The following is a 17123-nucleotide window of genomic DNA, read 5'->3' as shown; positions in this document are numbered from 1 at the left end:
CCTTCCTCACCAAACTCGCTTGCACGCTGTCGGGGCACGTAGACCCCGCTTGGTGAACTACGTAGAGACGAGGAACGGGCAGGCCCCCCAACTCATTGACAAAAACCTCTTACGTTGGTGTCGGCCGCGGACACGCACGCTCGCGGCAGTGAAAACTTAACGTGCCTGCGTGGCCGCGTGCGCTCCGGCGCGGCGGCCGAAGAAGGAGCCTTCCCCCAGTTGCGTGCCGCTGGCGTATCCCTTGCCGTCCTGGGCGATATTGGACGCACAGGCTCCCACCGCGTACAGGCCGTCGATCACCGTGCCGTCGTCGCGTAGCACCTGACCGTCCACCGAGGTGGCCAGGCCGCCGACGGTGAACCCGGCATACATCGCCTTGCCCAGCGACAGGTCGAAAGCGCCCCACGGGCCGTTGTCTTGCGGCGCAAGGAATTCCGGCTGCTTGTGAAAGTCGGGATCTTCACCGCGGGCCGCGTACTCGTTGTACCGGTTCAACGTCGCGACCAGGTTGCCCGACGGGATGCCCAGCGCGGCTTCCATCTCCCCGACGGTCTCCCAGCCATCGATCAACGGGACCAGCGGCACCTGCGGGCGTTGCAGATGCGCCTCGTCGACGATCAGGAATGCCGCGCTGTCGGGCTGGTCCATCACGAAACCCGAAGTGCGCGAATGGTAAGCGTCCTCGGCGACGAACCGCTGCCCGAGTTTGTTGACGATGATTCCGGTGAGCAGGATCGACGGCGGATACGCCGGCGCGGTGATGAAGATCTGGTCCATGTGCGCGGTGGCGCCACCGGCGGAGACCCCCATCCGGATGCCCAGTCCGTCGTCGTAGGTGTTGCCGAGCACGAACGGCTTCTCGGCGAGTTTCGGCGTGTAGGCGGCCACCATCTCCGGGTTCATCACAAAGCCGCCTGCGGCGATGATCACCGACTTGGCCCGGATCGCGCCGGTGTCGGCGAAGTGTTTCCACACCACCCCGCTCACCGCCCCGGACACGTCGACGATCAACCCGGTCGCGCCGGTCTCATAGCGGATCTGCACGCCCACGTTCTCGGCACGTTTGAGCAGCAGGTCGATGACCAACTTCGCGCCTTCGGTGTCGCCGGGCACCGGCACCTTGTGCCCGCGCGGGGCCGGCACCGCCCGTTCAGCAAACGGCCACACCTTCTCATTGCCGGTGTACATCAACCCCTCGGTGTTGGGTTGGATCACCGCCTTTTCCGGGTAGTAGCTGCGCTCGAATTGGAAGCCGAGATCCTCCAGCCAGTCGAAGTGTTCGACACTGCCCTCGCAATAGGCGCGGATCTTGTCGTGATCGGGCTGTCGCGACACCGCGACCAGGTACTTGTACATCTCCCCGGGTGAATCGGGGTGCCCGGTCGCCTTTTGCACCGCAGTGCCGCCGCCGAGGTAGAAGTGCCCGCCGGCCATGGCGGTGGTGCCGCCGGCCGCCGCAGCACGCTCCAGCACCAGCACCCGGGCGCCGGCCGCCGCAGCGCTGACCGCCGCGCAGCCGCCGCCGATGCCGAAGCCGATCACCGCCACGTCGACGTCGTCCGACCACGACGCCACGTCGTCGGTGCTGACCGTTGCCGGTATCTGCGTGCTCACCGCTGCTCCTGTTTGATGTAGTCGAAGAACTGCCGGATCTCCGCGGGGATGTGCGCGATCTCGATGAACGGCACCCCTGCCTCCGGTGCCGAGACATAGCCGAACTCCATGCCGCCGGGCATCGTGCCCCGTTGCACCACCTCGCCGCCGTTGGCGGCGGCCTCGGTCAACGCCGTCTCGATGTCGTCGGTCTCGAAACAGATGTGGTGCAATCCCGGCCCGCAGTCCCGCAGAAACTCGGTATAGATGCTCTCCCCGGACACCGGCGCGATCAGCTCCAGTTGCATGTCGCCGGCGTAGCTCAGCGCTATATCAGCGACGAAGTCCGCCGGCCGCCCGCGGTAGGTGCAGCCGTCGGGGCCGAAGTGGACATTCGGCAACCGGATCCACTTCTTGACCCCCAGCAGCGCCGAGAGCGCTCCCTCGGTGGCGTCGAGACTGGGGGTCACCCACGCTATCTGCGACGGCGACTGACCGGAAAAGCTCATCGCCTCGGAGGATAGCGTGGCACGGCGGCCTGGAGTGAACGTGTTCTAGTTTTGCGCTGGAGGCGCTGTGGGCGGCGTAAACGCGTAATCGGCCAGTTCGAAGTCGTCCCGCAACTGCGCCCGGATGATCCAATCGCCAACGTAGCGCAGGGAAAGGAGCCTGCTCAGGCGGTTGCGTGCCCATACTCCCGGCCAATTCCGTGGAGCAAAAGAGGCAGCGAAGCCTTGCGCCCGAATGCTGCTTGCGAGCGAGAAATGGCCGCAACAATTGTTGGTAGCGGCGAAACGCTTCCTGATAGTCACCGTCTGCGCGGTGCAATTCACCGGCCAGCACGTAGGCCTCGAGCATGGCCAGCCCGGTTCCTTCTCCGGCCAGCAGGGACACCGCGGCGGCGGCGTCACCGATCAGCATCACCCGTCCGCGCGCCCAGTCGTCCATCGAGATCTGGCTCACCCGATCGAAATAGAGGCCATCAGCGTCGTCGATCGCCTGCACGATTCGGCCGCATTCCCAGCCCGCGTCGGCGAACACTTCGCGCAGCACCGTTTTGACTTCGTCAGGTCCGCATGGATCGGCGCCGCTGATCTGATCCTTGGTGAAGATGAGCAGAAACATGGTCCGGTCATCGCGCATCGCGAACCGGCTGGCCATGCGCCCCGGAACTCCATACGAGACATACGTCAGCTCGTCGCGGGGCCGATATCCGTCCACCTCGACTGCGGCAACACGGTAGCCGAGATCGTGCTCGAAGTCGGCCTCTGGTCCAAACACCAGACGGCGCACCGGCGAATGCAGGCCACCGGCGCCGATGACGAGATCGAATTCGCGCGACGCACCGCTCTCCAAGTTCACCTGCACGCCGTAATCGTCCTGCTCGATCGCGGCGATGCCGTCGCCGAAGATGGTCTCCACGTCATCAGCGATGACGCGGTAGATCATGACGGCGAGATCACCGTGAGCCAGGCTGGTGAACTGGCCGGCCATCCGGTGGAATCCCTCGGTACCGAATCCACCCACCTTGCGCCCGCGCCGGTCGACCAGCTGCACCTCTCGCACGCGGTATCCGGCGGTCTGCAACTGCGGACCGAGTCCCATCCGCTCAGCGATCCGATATCCAGCACCCCAGAAGTCGATGACATAGCCGCCGGTCCGCAACTGCGGGGCCTTTTCAATGAGAGTGGCCTGATGGCCGCAACGCTGCAACCAGTAAGCCAAGGTCGGACCGGCGATGCCGGCGCCGTTGATCACGACTCTCATCACGTGCTGTCGGCGAGTAACACCATCCACGAAGCCTAACGGTGTCAGTGCCGCGTCAGCAGCCCAACCAGCAACCGGACCTGTGCGTCGAACACCGCTTCCGGGTCTGTCAACGTGTCGGCACCGTATTGCCCGAATACCTCGAGGCTGACTGCGCCGACCACACCGGCCCAGATCGCGAAACACTTCGCGACGACGGAATCGTCACCGGGGAAACCGAATTCGCGCCGCAGCCGGTCGAAGTCCGACGACATCGGTTGCGCCGCATGCTCATTGGTCAACACGATGTCGCCGGTCGCGATCCCGGCGGCGACGGCGTCGAAGAACGTGCTGACCACCCGGGTGCCGGGGCCGACCGTTCGATCGACCGGCGCGTGGTAGCCGGGCACCGGACTGCCGTATAGCAGCGCCCAGCGGGCCGGGTGGGCGACCGCCCACCGGCGGACGGCGCGCGCGATCGCCATGACGTCGTCACTCCACAGCTCCGCGACCTCGTCGCGGGCCCGGTCCACGGCGTCGGCCAGCTCGGAGTAGGCGTCGACCAGCAGCAAGGTCAGTAGCTCGTCGCGACTGGACACGTAGCGGTACACGGCCGAGGACACCATGCCCAGGTCACGGGCGATGGCGCGCAGCGAGAGCCCGGCCGCGCCGTGGTCCACCATGTGGCGGCGGCCGAGCTCGACGATTTGCGCCTCGATCCGCTCGCGTGCCTCGCGCCGTTTACCCATCCAGGCAAGTCTGACACAACAGAGATCGGTGCTCTTGCTTTTCCAGCGACCGTATGGCAGGTTTGCATTAATGAGAGCGCCGCTCTCAAAGTGGTCGAAAGGTGTGAGGAGGATGTGTCATGGCGGTGCGTTATGACGAACCCGGCCCGGCTTCCCGGTCAGCCAACACGGTGATCCGCTGGCTCGCCGAACTGGGGGTCAGCATTGCCGCGACCAGGGCGCTTCGCGTCCGTGGTCGCAAGAGCGGGAAACGCCGGAGCGTGGTCGTCAACGTGTTGACCGTGGACGGGGTGGACTACCTGGTGTCACCGCGGGGCACGACTCAGTGGGTGCGCAACGTCCGAGCCACCGGCGTGGTCGACATGGGCCCGCGCTGGCATAGCCGGCGCATCCGCGTCACCGAGGTGGCCGACGCCGCCAAGCCGGACCTGCTGAGGCGCTATCTGGACCGGTGGTACTGGCAGGTCAAGGGACACGTCGCGGGGCTGACCCCGGATTCCAGCGAGCACGAGCTGCAGACTGCGGCACCCGCTATCCCGGTGTTCGCGCTGGCGAACGCCCGCTGACCGATTGCCGGACCGGGCTACCGCCGGGGTTCGGTGCGCCCCCGACGTCCTCGAGGACCTGCTGTGACGTCGCCCGCCACGACACCGCGGCGGGAAAGTTGCCCCAGGTGCTGTTGAACATCCCCACTATCCGGGCTGGACCGGCGGCGCTGGTCACATATACCGGCCCGCCGGAATCGCCCCGCTGGCTGACCACACCATTTCCCATGGTGAACCATCCGTTGTTGACACTCTCGACGGTCCCGCAGCTTTCACCGGTGACAACACCGAAATGGCAGACCGGATCGCCGGGATGGACGGCCGCGCCGGGGTCCGATTCCAGCGGACGCCCGTCGGGCAGGATGTTGTTGGCCGTGATGTCGCGGGCCAGCACGATCGACTCGTAATCGCTGATCACCTGGTCAGTGGCCACCGTCGTGCCCGTCGGAGTGTTGTCGCGGAACGTCGCGAGATTGCCGATGACGTTGTTGTCCCTGTCGGTGACCGGTCCCTCGCCCCGGCAATGACCGGCGGTGAACGCCACCCGTGACGCCGGATCGACGTAGCCCAGCGTGCAGAGATGGCTGCCCTGGTGAATCTCCATTCCGGGGAACACCAGCACCGGATCGGCGTTGGCCGTCGGCGGCGTCCCGGCCGCCAGCGCCGCGGCGGCGACCGTCGCGACCAACATGGAAAGTGCTGGGCGGCCCACCCTCGACTCCGATCCTTCGAGGCCAGCACGGCGCCGGCTTGTTGGTGAGCTTATCGGCGTAACGCCCTCAAATGTTAGCTATCGGGAACGCGCGGCCCATCCACCCGGCGATCAGGGAATCGTCAGCACCTGTCCCGGCTGGATCAGATCAGGGTTGGAAATGCCGCTGGCATCGGCAATCACCTGATACTTGCTGCCGTCGCCGTAGAAACGCTCGGCGATGGCCCACAAGGTGTCGCCGGCCTCGACGGTGTAGGTCCGCGGAGCCGCTTCTGGTTCGGCGCCGGCCGCGGGTTCGGGTTCCAGCGCCGGGACGGGCTCTTCGGGGGTCGTCACTTCGGCTGCGGCAGGCTCGGTCGCCGGTGGCGGCGGCGCCGGCTCCCCGGCGGCTTCGGTCCTCGTCGACCAAGCCGGTCCGTCCGCGGCGTAGAGCACCAGGTTGCGGTCGTCCTGCAAAACGAGCTTGACGTTCTTCTTGCCTTTGGTGTCGCTGTGCCACACCGGCTTGTCGGCGGTGTAGAGCACAAAGTTGCCATCGGCCTGTAGCTCTGCGCGGACCACGTCCTGACCGTTGGTACCCGTCGCCCAGATGGCATGCCCATGCGATGCCAACACCAGATTGCCGTCGTCTTGCAACGTCACGGTGTAGGCCCCGTTGTTCGAGGTAAGCGATTCGCCCTTGACAAGCTTTTGCCCTTCGGTGAGCGTGTCTCCCATTGCATTCCCCTCTGGTCACCTAGCGGTGGTGTCAAAGCCTTACGGGGACCGGCCGTGCGAGGTTCCCAACCGGGCGGTCCGAAGAGGTAGCCCAGCCGGTCGCGCAGCCGCGTCGCCAAGCGCAAATCGCGGGCGATCGCCAGATATTCGTAGGTTTGCAGCGTCAAGATGTTGAACGTGTCGACCTGCTTGGTCAATCCGTAATGCGGACGAAACGTCTCGGGCCGGAAGGTGCCGAACAGTCGGTCCCAGACAATGAAGATCCCGCCGTAGTTCTTGTCCAGATATTCCGGATCCATTCCGTGATGCACCCGGTGATGCGACGGCGTATTCAAGATGAATTCGAACGGCTGCGGCAGCTTGTCGATCCGCTCGGTATGCACCCAAAACTGGTAGATGAGATTGATCGAGAAACTGACGAACACCATCCAGGGCGGAATACCCAACAGCGGCAACGGGATCCACATCAGAATCTCGCCGCTGTTGTTCCACTTCTGGCGCAGCGCGGTGGCGAAATTGAAGTACTGGCTGGAGTGGTGCGCCTGGTGGGTGGCCCAGACCAGCCGCACCCGGTGGGCGATGCGGTGATATCCGTAATACAGCAGGTCGACACCGAGGATCGCGATGACCCAGGTGTACCATCGGGCCGCCGACAACTGCCACGGCGCCAGGTATGCATAGATCGCGGCATAGCCGAGAAGCGCCACGAACTTCCAGCCCGCGGTGGTGGCCACCGAGACCAGTCCCATCGAGATACTCGTCCACGAGTCGCGGGTGAGGTAGGCGCCGGACCGCGGCCGCCCGGATCGCTCGATGTGCTCGAGTTTGCCCGCCGCTGTCCACTCGATGATCAGCAGCAACAGGAAAACGGGAATCGCGAACAACACCGGGTCGCGCATCTGCGCCGGCAACGCGGACACGAGATCCGCGATCGCGTTCACACCCGACACCTTATGCCCTGGCGAGCGAAGAGTACTCCCGGAACCGGCCCACCGGGCCCGCGCAGCAGCCAGACTTCGCTGATGGACAACATCGACCGCACCACGCTCAGGCCCAGCCTCGCTCAACGGTTGCTGCGCTCAACCGGTGTGCGCAACCGGCTCTTTCCAGCCGCCAAACTCGACCACTGGGCCGCCCATCCACGGCCGCCCTACGCGGGGCAACCGGCCGAGAGGCTCCTGAAAAAGATCCAGGTCGAGCGCACCGATCTCGACGGCCGCCCCGTCTACGAGGTCACCCCGCGCCTGGTCGATGCTGACGGCTCCACCGGTCACGTGCTGTATCTGCACGGTGGGGCCTATGTACTCGATCTGCTCCCCCGCTTCCACTGGCCGGCCATCGCCAAGCTCGCGAACACCCTGCGGCGCACCATAACCGTGCCGATCTACCCCATCGCCCCCGAGCACAGCTACCGCGAGGTGTTCCCATTCCTGTTGCAGACCTACCGGCACCTGATCGAGACACGCGATCCAACTTCGATTGCGTTCATGGGGGATTCGGCGGGCGGCGGGATGGCGTTCGCGCTCTGTCACGCGGTGCGTGACGCCGGCCTGCCGCAGCCCAGTGACGCCGTGCTGCTCTCCCCGTGGATGCACGTCGCACTCCCCGACCCGGCCGTGCCGGCCGTCGCGAAGATCGACCCGTTGCTGAACCTCGATGACCTGCGTGCCGCGGGAATCCGCTACGCGGGCGGCGATCCGCTGGACACGCCGCTGGTCAGCCCGAGCGTCGGACCGCTGAGCGGACTGCCGCGGCTGACGGTTTTCACGGGAACGCACGACGTGCTCAACCCCGATGCCCGCGCCTTTCACGAGCGAGCCATGGCCGACGGGCTCGACATCGGCTGGTACGAACGCGAGGGCGGCATGCACGTGTGGATGTTCCTGCCCGGGCGCCGTACCGGCGACGCACTGGCCCGAATCCGGCAGGTGTTGAACGGTTGAGCGACGTTCTTGTCATCGGCTCGGGTTTCGCGGGCCTGTGGGCGGCTCTCGGCGCCGCTCGCCGCCTCGACGAACTTGCCGCACCGGCCGACGACGTCGGCATTACCATGTTGAGTCGCAAGCCCTTCCACGACATTCGGGTACGTAACTACGAGGCGGACCTGAGCGGCTGCCGTATCCCGCTCGCCGATCTCCTCGACCCGGCCGGCGTCGCGCATGTGGCCGCGGACGTCACCGCGATCGACACCGATGCCCGCACCGTCTCCGCCTCGATGGGAAGCACCCATCGCTACGATCGGCTGGTGCTGGCGTCGGGCAGTCACGTTGTGAGACCCGGCATTCCGGGCTTGCCGGAGTTCGGGTTTGACGTTGATACGTACGACGGCGCGGCGGCACTGGGTCAGCACTTGCGGGCGCTGGCCGACGGTCCGTCGGATGCTGCGGCAGCCACCGCCGTGGTGGTCGGCGCCGGGCTGACCGGCATCGAGACGGCCTGCGAGTTGCCGGGCCGCCTCCGGGTGGTGTCAGGTGACCGTGCGCCGCGGGTAATCCTGATCGACCACAACCCGCGGGTCGGTTCGGATATGGGAGCGTCGGCGCGGCCGGTGATCGAGAAAGCGCTGTCGGACAACGGTATTGAAACTAAGACCGGCGTGAGCGTCACCGCGGTGAGCAAGCGCGGTGTGTCACTGTCATCGGGCGAGCGGATAGCGGCAGCCACCGTAGTCTGGTGTGCCGGTATGCAGGCCAGCCCGCTGACCGCCCAGCTGCCCGTTGCCCGCGACAGGTTCGGCCGGGTGACGGTCGACGATTACCTGCGGGTGGCCGGTGTTCCCGGGGTGTTCGCGGCCGGTGACGTGGCCGCGGCGCAGATGGATGACGATCACCTGTCGGTGATGTCGTGCCAGCACGGCCGGCCGATGGGCCGCTACGCAGGCTACAACGTGATCAGCGATCTGCTCGACGAACCAATGCTGCCGCTCCGAATCCCTTGGTACGTGACAGTTCTCGACCTCGGCCCGGCCGGTGCCGTATACACCGAGGGCTGGGACCGCCGAGTGGTGGCGTGCGACGCCGAAGCCAAGGCGACCAAGCGGACCATCAACACCGAGCGGATCTATCCGCCACTGGCCGGTGATCGCGCGGCGCTGCTGGCCGCGGCGGCGCCCAACGTACAGAGCCGGCCCGAACTTGGGCACTAATTCGACTGCGGCCTCGGCGGCATGGGTTCCGACGTGTCGCCGGCATACCAGTGCACCGCATAGACTCCCGGCTGCAACGAGAGGTCGGCAACCAGTTGCTCGAGCCGGGCCGGTGCGCGGCCGCCGGCCAGCAGATAGGCGGTCAGCGTCGTGTTGTCGTCTGCAGCACGCACGGTGTGAATTCCCCGCAGGCTGAGATCGTTGCTGCTGGTGCGCTGCACGATCTGGGCGCGGGCGTACTTCTCGGATTTGGGGCGACAGACCAGTTGCAGTTGGTAGGGCTGTTGGTCTTCGTCCTGTTCGACGATGTTGTCACGGTCGATGAGGTGGCCGAGCGGGCGTCCCAGCAGGTGAATCCCGACGATGGCGCCGGTGGCGATCACGGCGAACAACAGGTGCCCGGCAGCCGCCAATACGCCGACCGCGGCCGAACACCACAGGGTCGCGGCGGTGTTGAGCCCGCGAAGGTTGAATCCCTCCCGCAGGATGACGCCTCCGCCGAGAAAGCCGACACCGGACACCACGTAGGACGCAACCCGGGTGGGGCTGGTGTCGGTGGTGGTGACCGAGTAGAGCACGAATAGCGTCGCACCCGTAGCCACCAGCGCGTTGGTGCGCAACCCCGCCATCCGCGCCCGCCACTGCCGCTCGAGTCCGATGAGCGCGCCACAGCCCATGCCGACTGCCAATCGCAGCGTGAAATCGGCGATGGTCAGCGTCTGCATGCTGCGGCTCTCCTGTCGTGTCCACCCTGTCGTTCCAGTGTGGACGACTTTGCCGATAACGGCGCGGTTAGAGCGACTGAGACTTGGGCGGCTCGGGCTTCGCCTTCTTGGAGACGTGCACGGCGTGGACCCCCGGCGTCTTCGACAACCGGGCGAGCAGGCTCTCCAGTTGTTCCTGGCCGGTATGCCAATGCTGTACCGACTCAGGCTTCTGCGACATCTCCGCGAGGACGCGCTTGAGCTTGTCCGGTGTCTGGTCGTCTTTATCCGGTGTCTGGTTGTCTTTGCCGGCGATGGGGCGACCGACCCGGCCGACGGCCCCGCTGACTGCCCTGGGAGCGGCGCCACCGAGGGCGCTGCCGGCCATCCCGGCCAACGCCATCTGGCTGAACAGGCTGCCCGCGCCATCGGCGACCACGGCCGGCGCCGCGCCCAGACCGCTGCCCTGCAAAACGGAGGCGGCCAGCCGGATCGTCGGGGTGGCCGCGGCCCAGCTCGGCGGCACCGACAGTGCGCCAACCAACCCGGCACGCGCCATACCCGCGGAGGCGGCCGGCCCGAGCCCGCCGGCGACGCCGGCGACGTGGGTTGTCGAACCAAGCCCCGCTTCGAGCAGGCCCGCTCCGGCGGGCAGCACCCCGGATTGGACACCCCTCACCGCCTGGACCAGGCCGTATATGACCGTGATCAGGACGTCGTTGGCCGGCAGGATCAGTTTGGGGATTGTCTGAATGTAGGCGCTGATCTGTGAGAACGACGGCAACGCCGCAGGCGGATCGACCGCGGCGGGCGATGCGAGGCTCTGCACGGTCTGGGGAACCGCGGACATCACCTGGGAAAGCGCGGTCTGTGCGTGGGTACTGGCCGCGGTACCGCTCACCTGGCCAATGGCGGCCGCTTGGGCGGCCGGCCCGCCGGGGTTGGTCACCTGAGGCGCCGAAGCGAACGGCGTCATTCTCGAGGCGGCCGCCGACTGCCCGGCATAGCCGTACATCGCGGCGGCATCCTGGGCCCACATTTCGCCGTACTGCGCCTCGGTGGCGGCGATCGCCGCGGTGTTCTGCCCGAAAATGTTGGTCGCCACCAGCGACGCGAGTTGGGTGCGGTTGGCCGCGATCACCGGCGGCGGCACCATCGAGGCAAACGCCGTCTCGTAGGCCGCCGCCGCCGATCGGGCCTGGGTGGCGGATTGCTCGGCCTGGGCGGCGGTGGCGCTGAGCCACTGCGCATACGGCGCGGCTGCGGCCGCCATTGCCGCCGACGACGGGCCTTGCCACGACTCACCCGTCAGCCCGGTGATCACCGATCCGTAAGCGGTTGCCGCCGAATGCAGCTCGGCGGTCAGCCCGTCCCAGGCCGCCGCGGCAGCCACCATCGACTCCGGACCGGGACCGGCATACATGCGCCCGGAGTTAACCTCCGGCGGAAATACTCCGAAATCCATTGCTATCCTCCAAAGTTCGCAGTGCCAACGGCAACAGTCATTCGTCTGCCGGTAGCACGATGATGGTGGCGGTGAGGGCCTCCCCGGTTGTGCCGCCACCGACGCTCATGGAGCGGGCAACTTCACCGCCGCTACCGGCCATCGCACGTCCGGCCAGGCTCGACAGACCCATCTGGCCGAACAGGCTGCCGGAGCTGTCTGCCATGGCGGCCGGGACAGCCTGCAGGCTGGTGCTCGGCAGCACGAAAGCCGCCGGCCTGATCGCCGGCGCGGCGGTAGCCCATCCCTGCGGCACCGACAGCTTCCCGACCATGCCCGCGTTGCCGATCCCCGCCGTGACCGCTGGACCGGCGCCGGTGCCGATCAGCGCAGGCGTCCCCGAACCCAGCTCGCGCGCCAGCAATCCCCCGGCGGCCGGCGCCGCCGACGCCTTGGCCAGCGCGCCGACATAGTTCTCCGCTGCCATCGGCAACAGGACGTTTTGGAAGCCCAACAGATAAGGCACGCCGCCAACCGGGAAATAGGAAAGCGGCGAGGTCGGCCCGGAGATGAAATTCAAGAATGACGTGACTGGTGATGCCGGCGGGTCGACCGCGGCCGGCGCGATGGGTGCGGTCATCGTTTGCAGCGCTTGCGGCACCGCGGAGACCACGTGCGACAACGTCGTCTGGGTGTTGGCGCCCGTTGAGCTGCCGACCGCATGGCCGACCGCGATGGACTGCGCGGAGAGGCCTGTTTCGTTGGCGGTCCGCGGCGGCTGCGCGAACGGCGCCAACCGGGTGGCGACTGCCGACGAGCCCGCGTAGCCGTACATGGCGGCGGCGTCTTGGGCCCACATTTCCATGTAGTGCGCCTCGGTGGCCGCGATCGCCGCGGTGTTCTGCCCGAGGAGGTTTGTCGCGATCAGCGACATCAACAGCGAACGGTTGGCGGCGATCACCGGCGGGGGTACGGTGGCCGCGAACGCGGCCTCGTATGCGGCCGCGGCCGCCTTGGCCTGGGTGGCGGTCTGTTCGGCCTGCGCCGCGGTGGCGCTCATCCAGGCCACATATGGTGCGGCGGCCGCCGCCATCGATGCCGACGTCGGGCCCTCCCACGAACCGCTGGTCAGGCCATCGATCACCGACTGGTAGGACGACGCTGTCGTACCCAATTCGGCGGCCAGCACGTCCCAGGCGGCGGCGGCGGCCAAAATCGGTGCCGCCCCTGGGCCGGCGTACATCAGGCCGGAGTTGATCTCCGGTGTCAGCGCTGCGAAATCCATTTCCGTTACCTTTCGGTATCAGCGCGGCAAGGTGGCGGACACCCACCCCTCGCCAGGGGCACCGCCGGGACCGGTGTGGTCTTGTCGTGAATTACTGCCCGGATCGTCATACGCGTCCTTTCAAAGAACCGTTGCTGCGACTGGTTTTTCGGGTTCGGCTGGCACGGCTGGCCGATTATGGTACGCGGTGGTTGTTCGGCGCAGGTTCCGCCGACGTAACCGCACGATAAATCCTGGTTTCAGAAAACCCGGTTAGGCGCGGCGGACAGCTCATCGCGGACATCGATATCGCGTCGGCTTGATGTCCGAGCCCGGGACTTACGACCCTCGGCAACGCCATTGGCGATGCAGACGGCGCTGGAGGTAGCCGTCAACGCCGCAATTGTGCCGGAGCGCATTGAATTGGTAAGCGCGCCAGAAAGTCTGGTCTACCATCTGCAGTGCTCGGTGAGCCCGGTGCCAGAGCGCGCCATGAGTCCGGTGTCAGGCCCAGCCGGAGCCGGCACCGTGGGCGTCGACATTGTCGAAGTGATGATTAATGGTCACCTGCGTTTCCTATCGTGACCTGAAGCGTACGCAGCCGTTGCTGTCATTCCCCTGGCCGGCAGCTGAGTATTTGCTGTGAGGGTCCCAGACACGCCCGACCCCGCGGATCCGGGAGACGGGCACGATGGACTGGCTACCGCGCCTTACCGCGTCATCGAAATCACGGACGGCCTGATGGCGACGTCCTTGACTCGGTGTGTCACCGTTCCCCACGCCGACGGTGAGTAATGTGTCGTGACTTCCTCGAATCCCTCAATCCGAGAAACGCTAACCACGCCGGTGTCGTCGTTGATCGAGATGTGGTCACCGTCGGTTGCGCGGACTTCCTGTCCGTTAAGGAGCCGGATTATGAACACGATGGTTTCTCCTTCCTAGTTGAATCGGATTGATCCAGCGGCCTCACCCAGGTCAGGCGCTGCCCAGCTGGACGGCTTTGACCGCCAACAGGATCGCTCCGACGACCAGATACCCGCGCAAAGCCAGCATGCCCAGTCGCGTTCCGACGGACCAGGTAACCGGCTCCAGCAGGGTCAGTGGTGGCATCCGCCAGGTGGCCCGGTCGGCTCTGGCCAATGCATAGGCGAGCTGGTCGGGCAACGGCGGTTTCGGGTATCGACGGCCGGGCCACCGCAGGACACCGAAAGTGACTGCAGCGCATATGGCGAGACCGACGGTGAGGTCTTTGGCGATGGAGACGATATCGAGGTTGGGAAACACGGTTGTCACCATCAGTATCCCGGATAGCAGCAACAACACACCAACGATGACGCCGGCCACCAGGTTCAGCCATGTCCGGTTCACCCAGGGGCCCAAGACTTCCCGGTCGTTGCACAGCAGCAGCAGGAAGACGGTGGCGCTGGGCAGCAGCAGTCCGGCCAGTGCCTGCACGCCGGTGGTGATCAACCCCAACGGCGCGCGGGGGATAAGCACGATCATCGCGGCGACCACGACCATCCCGGCGTAGGACAGGTAGAACGGCTTTGCGTCGGCGAAGCCGCGGTGCAGCGAGTGCTTGAGTCCGAACACGTCGCCGAACGCGTAGCTGGTAGCCAGGGTCACCGCCGCCGCCCCGATGATGGACGCGTCGAGCAACACGATCGCAAACACTGCCCCGAGCGTCGTGCTGTATTGGCCGAGTAGATGGGCGAGTACGCCGGCGTCGACGAAACTCCCACGGCTGTGGGTGACACGGGCGGCCCAGTCACCGGTCATCATCAATGCCGCTGCCCCGACCGTGACGATGATGGCGCCCAGCGTGGTGTCGGCCCGCTCGTAACCGATGAAGCGTGGCGTGATGCGCTTGTCGACGACGTTGGACTGCTGGAAGAACAGCTGCCATGGGGCAACCGTGGTGCCGACAATGGCGATGATCAACAGCACCGCGTCAGAGGTAATTCCGCCGGTCACACCGGGGATGACGAAAGACTTTGTCGCGTGCCCCCAGTCCGGATGCGACATCAGCAGCATGGGAATTTGCAGCAGCGTGATCGCGATGAACACGAGCATTGCACGTTCCCAGCGCCGGAAGCTGCCGGTGGTCATGATGGCGATCAGCGCGATCGCGGCGAACGGAACGACCAGGTATCTGGGAATGCCCATATAGTCGGCGGCCAGTGTGACACCGATGAATTCGGTGACCAGAGTCAGAAAGTTCAACAGGAACAAATCACCGACCGAGAACCAGCCCCAGCCGCGGCCGAACCGTTCGTTGATCAACCGCGCATGCCCGACCCCGGTAACCGCGCCGAGCCGGACCACCATTTCCTGGTTGACGATCAGCACGGGGATCAATAGCAAGAGCACCCAGAGCAGGCTGTAGCCGTAGTTTTGTCCGGCCTGCACGTACGTTGCGACACCGCCGGCATCGTTGTCCCCGACCATGACGATCAAGCCGGGTCCGACGATCGCCAGCATGGTCGCCAGCCGGACCTTCAGGGTGCCCGGACGGTCGGTGTCGCCGATGCTGATCCGGCCGAGGGCACCCTCGATGTCACCGACGTGGGCACTATCCAGGACGGCGGTGCGCGGCGGCGCCGGTGGTGGCGCCGTGTCGACGAGGCTACGGTCCACGGTGGTCACGGCCAGTCACTCCACTCGCCGCCGATCGATACCGGGCCGTCGAGCGCGGACACCAGTCCCCGCATTGAGCGTGGCCCGGGTTCTCGCCGACGCCAGTCGTCGGGAATGGTGGCCCTGAGCACGTCGTCGACCGTGACGACGCCCAGCACCCGATCCTCGTCGTCGACGACCGGGATGGCCTGCAGGTCGTAGTCGGCCATCAGCACCGCGACGTCAACCAGATCGGCATCTGGGGTTACCCGGATTGGGTTCGAATCCATCAGTGTCACAACCACATCCGCTGGATGTGTCTGCAACAAGGCGATCACCGATACCACGCCGGCGAGCTGCCCGTTGTCTTTGAGAACGTGAGTCTGCAGGAGCGCCTCCGGTTGTACGGCCCGCGCGCCGCCGATGAGGGCAAGCGCCTCTCCTGCCGTGGCCCCTGTTCCGCACGAGACGACGTCGACGTTCATCAATCCACCAGCGCTGTCGGGGTTGAACCCCAAAAGGGTGATCACCTTGGTGCGCTGTGGCGCAGGCATCAACTCCAGAACCCGTCGGCGGCGAGACTGGCGTAGGTCGATGATCGCGTCAGCAGCGTCGTCGGCTCGCATCCGGCCGAGCAAGGCGGCGACCTCGTCGTCGGGCATATCGTCGAGCAACCGGCTGGCCTTGTCCGGGTCCAGCTCCTCGAAAACATCCGCTTCCAATTCGGGGTTGCTGCGCACCCGGTCGAGGATTTCCCCGCCTTCAGCCCTGTCGGCATCTTCGAGCAAATCGGCGATTTGCGCGGGTTTGAGCGCCGCCACTCGCCCGGACACACGACGCACGGCCATCGACTGGCCGTGCCCGATCAACGGTTCAAACGCCTTCCAGTCACGGGCCGCGTCGCCGCCGGGTGTTCTCAGCAGCCCGAACAGCCGGGGCGGGCGCCGGGTGTCCAACCGTGTCAGCACCCAGCCTTGTCCGCTATCTTCGAGTTCAACGTCGTAGGCGCGCACCAGTTCGCCCGTCACCACGTCGATCAACCGATATCCGAGCACATCGGACCGCAACAGCACCTCACCGTGGCGGCGCTCGAACCGTCGCAGGTCAATCTCGTGGTGCGCCAGGGTTACCTGGCCTGGATCGAACCGTTGAATCGATCTGCTCCCGACGAATACCCGTCGGCTACCCACCCCGGCCACGATGCCGGTCACCAGCGGGTACGTGTCAGCATCGCGTAGCCGGATGATGATGTCCTCAACGCGGCCCACCGCCTCGCCGGACGGCGTCACCACGGGGGCGCGCAGCAACTGATACAGATGGATCAACGACGTGCTGGCACCGTCAGTGCGGGGCCCGGCGGCCGACGTGGTCATGCTTACCTCTTCTCGACACCTAGGACTGTCAGTGGTTGGGGCGCAGGGTGTTAGGCCCAGCTGGAGCCGACGGCGCTGTCGGTGCTGGCCATGTTGTTGCCGGCGGTTTGGACCTTTTGCCCGTGGGCGTTGGCCTGCTCGTAGATCACCTGGAAGTTGCGGCCCAACTGGGTGATGAACTCCTGGCAGGCCACCGAGCCCGCACCACCCCAGAAGTCGCCGGCAGCCAGCACATCACGAACGATGGCCTGGTGCTCGGCCTCCAACGAAGCGGCCTGGGCGCGGATCAACGCGCCGTGGGCGTCGACATCGCCGAACTGGTAGTTAATCGTCATGATCGTTGTCTCCTAACTGCTTTGGGTGCTAGCTGCTCAGGATCTGCTGAGAGGCCTGCTCTTGCTGCTCGTAGTTGTTGGCGTCGCGGATCAGCCCGTCACGCACGCCGTGCAGCATGTTGACGATGTTGCGGAACGCGGTGTTCATCTGGCCCATGGTGTCGTGGGACGTCAGTTGAG

At 66.0% G+C, this 17123-nt stretch carries 17 protein-coding genes and 2 pseudogenes; 4 read left to right on the top strand and 15 right to left on the bottom strand.

Going from position 1 to position 17123, the window contains the following annotated elements:
* Nucleotides 1–156: 156 nt before the first annotated feature.
* The 4 genes and pseudogenes from ACRDTL_RS17735 to ACRDTL_RS17720 all read right to left on the bottom strand — a co-directional run bounded on the left by ACRDTL_RS17735 (nt 157) and on the right by ACRDTL_RS17720 (nt 4088).
* Nucleotides 157–1614 carry an FAD-binding protein gene (locus ACRDTL_RS17735; RefSeq protein ID WP_431508005.1) on the bottom strand — a complete coding sequence of 486 codons (1458 nt, stop codon included), beginning with the start codon at nt 1612–1614 and terminating at the stop codon, nt 157–159.
* Nucleotides 1611–2102: a VOC family protein gene (locus ACRDTL_RS17730; protein WP_431508004.1), complete on the bottom strand. Its 492-nt coding sequence runs from the start codon at nt 2100–2102 to the stop codon at nt 1611–1613. Before ACRDTL_RS17730 ends, ACRDTL_RS17735 begins: the two co-directional genes overlap by 4 nt.
* Nucleotides 2103–2147: 45 nt before the next feature.
* Nucleotides 2148–3360 (bottom strand): annotated as a pseudogene (locus tag ACRDTL_RS17725) (FAD-binding domain).
* Nucleotides 3361–3404: 44 nt separating this feature from the next.
* Entirely contained in the window at nt 3405–4088 is a 684-nt protein-coding gene (locus ACRDTL_RS17720; RefSeq protein ID WP_431508003.1) for a TetR/AcrR family transcriptional regulator, read from the bottom strand.
* A gap of 119 nt (nt 4089–4207) precedes the next feature.
* Between ACRDTL_RS17720 and ACRDTL_RS17715 the strand changes: the two genes are divergently transcribed.
* Nucleotides 4208–4654: a nitroreductase family deazaflavin-dependent oxidoreductase gene (locus ACRDTL_RS17715; protein WP_431508002.1), complete on the top strand. Its 447-nt coding sequence runs from the start codon at nt 4208–4210 to the stop codon at nt 4652–4654.
* On the opposite strand, the gene ACRDTL_RS17710 is transcribed toward ACRDTL_RS17715, so the two are convergent.
* From ACRDTL_RS17710 to ACRDTL_RS17700, 3 genes are all read right to left on the bottom strand, one after another.
* The gene (locus tag ACRDTL_RS17710; RefSeq protein ID WP_431508008.1) at nt 4620–5324 is read right to left on the bottom strand and encodes a hypothetical protein; all 705 of its coding nucleotides are present in this window, start codon (nt 5322–5324) and stop codon (nt 4620–4622) included. The two genes, ACRDTL_RS17715 and ACRDTL_RS17710, sit on opposite strands and share 35 nt — an antisense overlap.
* A 132-nt stretch (nt 5325–5456) precedes the next feature.
* Nucleotides 5457–6062: a LysM peptidoglycan-binding domain-containing protein gene (locus ACRDTL_RS17705; protein WP_431508001.1), complete on the bottom strand. Its 606-nt coding sequence runs from the start codon at nt 6060–6062 to the stop codon at nt 5457–5459.
* Nucleotides 5984–6961 carry a sterol desaturase family protein gene (locus tag ACRDTL_RS17700; protein ID WP_431508007.1) on the bottom strand — a complete coding sequence of 326 codons (978 nt, stop codon included), beginning with the start codon at nt 6959–6961 and terminating at the stop codon, nt 5984–5986. The genes ACRDTL_RS17705 and ACRDTL_RS17700 overlap by 79 nt, the downstream gene beginning before the upstream one ends.
* 123 nt (nt 6962–7084) lie before the next feature.
* On the opposite strand from ACRDTL_RS17700, the gene ACRDTL_RS17695 reads away from it, so the two are divergent.
* Both ACRDTL_RS17695 and ACRDTL_RS17690 read left to right on the top strand, forming a co-directional pair.
* Nucleotides 7085–8005 (top strand): alpha/beta hydrolase fold domain-containing protein, encoded by a 921-nt coding sequence (locus ACRDTL_RS17695; RefSeq protein ID WP_431508000.1) that lies wholly within the window; start codon nt 7085–7087, stop codon nt 8003–8005.
* Complete coding sequence (locus tag ACRDTL_RS17690) at nt 8002–9207, top strand: NAD(P)/FAD-dependent oxidoreductase (protein WP_431507999.1); 1206 nt, start codon at nt 8002–8004, stop codon at nt 9205–9207. The genes ACRDTL_RS17695 and ACRDTL_RS17690 overlap by 4 nt, the downstream gene beginning before the upstream one ends.
* Here the strand turns inward: ACRDTL_RS17690 and ACRDTL_RS17685 are convergent.
* The 3 genes from ACRDTL_RS17685 to ACRDTL_RS17675 form a co-directional block, all read right to left on the bottom strand.
* On the bottom strand, nt 9204–9932 hold the full coding sequence (locus ACRDTL_RS17685; protein ID WP_431507998.1) for an MgtC/SapB family protein: 729 nt from the start codon (nt 9930–9932) through the stop codon (nt 9204–9206). The two genes, ACRDTL_RS17690 and ACRDTL_RS17685, sit on opposite strands and share 4 nt — an antisense overlap.
* A gap of 67 nt (nt 9933–9999) precedes the next feature.
* A complete protein-coding gene (locus ACRDTL_RS17680) occupies nt 10000–11376 on the bottom strand; it encodes a PPE family protein (protein ID WP_431507997.1) in 1377 nt (458 codons plus the stop codon).
* Nucleotides 11377–11413: 37 nt separating this feature from the next.
* The gene (locus tag ACRDTL_RS17675; RefSeq protein WP_431507996.1) at nt 11414–12640 is read right to left on the bottom strand and encodes a PPE family protein; all 1227 of its coding nucleotides are present in this window, start codon (nt 12638–12640) and stop codon (nt 11414–11416) included.
* A 345-nt stretch (nt 12641–12985) separates the two neighbouring features.
* Here ACRDTL_RS17675 and ACRDTL_RS17670 point away from each other — a divergent pair, with 345 nt between their 5' ends.
* Nucleotides 12986–13204 (top strand): hypothetical protein, encoded by a 219-nt coding sequence (locus tag ACRDTL_RS17670; protein ID WP_431507995.1) that lies wholly within the window; start codon nt 12986–12988, stop codon nt 13202–13204.
* A 125-nt stretch (nt 13205–13329) separates the two neighbouring features.
* Here the strand turns inward: ACRDTL_RS17670 and ACRDTL_RS17665 are convergent, their stop codons facing one another.
* From ACRDTL_RS17665 to ACRDTL_RS17645, 5 genes and pseudogenes are all read right to left on the bottom strand, one after another.
* A complete protein-coding gene (locus ACRDTL_RS17665) occupies nt 13330–13542 on the bottom strand; it encodes a hypothetical protein (RefSeq protein WP_431507994.1) in 213 nt (70 codons plus the stop codon).
* Between the two features lie 52 nt (nt 13543–13594).
* Nucleotides 13595–15256 carry an NRAMP family divalent metal transporter gene (locus ACRDTL_RS17660; RefSeq protein ID WP_431508006.1) on the bottom strand — a complete coding sequence of 554 codons (1662 nt, stop codon included), beginning with the start codon at nt 15254–15256 and terminating at the stop codon, nt 13595–13597.
* A 5-nt stretch (nt 15257–15261) separates the two neighbouring features.
* Nucleotides 15262–16608, bottom strand: a complete 1347-nt coding sequence (locus ACRDTL_RS17655; RefSeq protein ID WP_431507993.1) for a magnesium transporter MgtE N-terminal domain-containing protein — start codon at nt 16606–16608, stop codon at nt 15262–15264.
* Between the two features lie 50 nt (nt 16609–16658).
* Nucleotides 16659–16943, bottom strand: a complete 285-nt coding sequence (locus ACRDTL_RS17650; RefSeq protein WP_065012885.1) for a WXG100 family type VII secretion target — start codon at nt 16941–16943, stop codon at nt 16659–16661.
* Between the two features lie 28 nt (nt 16944–16971).
* Nucleotides 16972–17123, bottom strand: a pseudogene (locus ACRDTL_RS17645) (WXG100 family type VII secretion target); the annotation flags it as partial.

It is taken from the genome of Mycobacterium sp. (assembly GCF_050700595.1).
In the GTDB taxonomy this organism is placed as follows: Bacteria; Actinomycetota; Actinomycetes; order Mycobacteriales; family Mycobacteriaceae; genus Mycobacterium.
The sequence above is the reverse complement of the archived record's forward strand: the minus strand, read 5'-3'. Positions and strand labels throughout refer to the sequence as shown.

Coding starts and splice junctions, on each gene's coding strand:
- ACRDTL_RS17700 (WP_431508007.1), bottom strand. CDS start 6,961: ATGCGCGACCCGGTGTTGTTCGCGATTCCCGTTTTCCTGTTGCTGCTG.
- ACRDTL_RS17705 (WP_431508001.1), bottom strand. CDS start 6,062: ATGGGAGACACGCTCACCGAAGGGCAAAAGCTTGTCAAGGGCGAATCG.
- ACRDTL_RS17675 (WP_431507996.1), bottom strand. CDS start 12,640: ATGGATTTCGCAGCGCTGACACCGGAGATCAACTCCGGCCTGATGTAC.
- ACRDTL_RS17720 (WP_431508003.1), bottom strand. CDS start 4,088: ATGGGTAAACGGCGCGAGGCACGCGAGCGGATCGAGGCGCAAATCGTC.
- ACRDTL_RS17685 (WP_431507998.1), bottom strand. CDS start 9,932: ATGCAGACGCTGACCATCGCCGATTTCACGCTGCGATTGGCAGTCGGC.
- ACRDTL_RS17670 (WP_431507995.1), top strand. CDS start 12,986: ATGCAGACGGCGCTGGAGGTAGCCGTCAACGCCGCAATTGTGCCGGAG.
- ACRDTL_RS17655 (WP_431507993.1), bottom strand. CDS start 16,608: ATGACCACGTCGGCCGCCGGGCCCCGCACTGACGGTGCCAGCACGTCG.
- ACRDTL_RS17715 (WP_431508002.1), top strand. CDS start 4,208: ATGGCGGTGCGTTATGACGAACCCGGCCCGGCTTCCCGGTCAGCCAAC.
- ACRDTL_RS17730 (WP_431508004.1), bottom strand. CDS start 2,102: ATGAGCTTTTCCGGTCAGTCGCCGTCGCAGATAGCGTGGGTGACCCCC.
- ACRDTL_RS17680 (WP_431507997.1), bottom strand. CDS start 11,376: ATGGATTTCGGAGTATTTCCGCCGGAGGTTAACTCCGGGCGCATGTAT.
- ACRDTL_RS17650 (WP_065012885.1), bottom strand. CDS start 16,943: ATGACGATTAACTACCAGTTCGGCGATGTCGACGCCCACGGCGCGTTG.
- ACRDTL_RS17695 (WP_431508000.1), top strand. CDS start 7,085: ATGGACAACATCGACCGCACCACGCTCAGGCCCAGCCTCGCTCAACGG.
- ACRDTL_RS17710 (WP_431508008.1), bottom strand. CDS start 5,324: ATGTTGGTCGCGACGGTCGCCGCCGCGGCGCTGGCGGCCGGGACGCCG.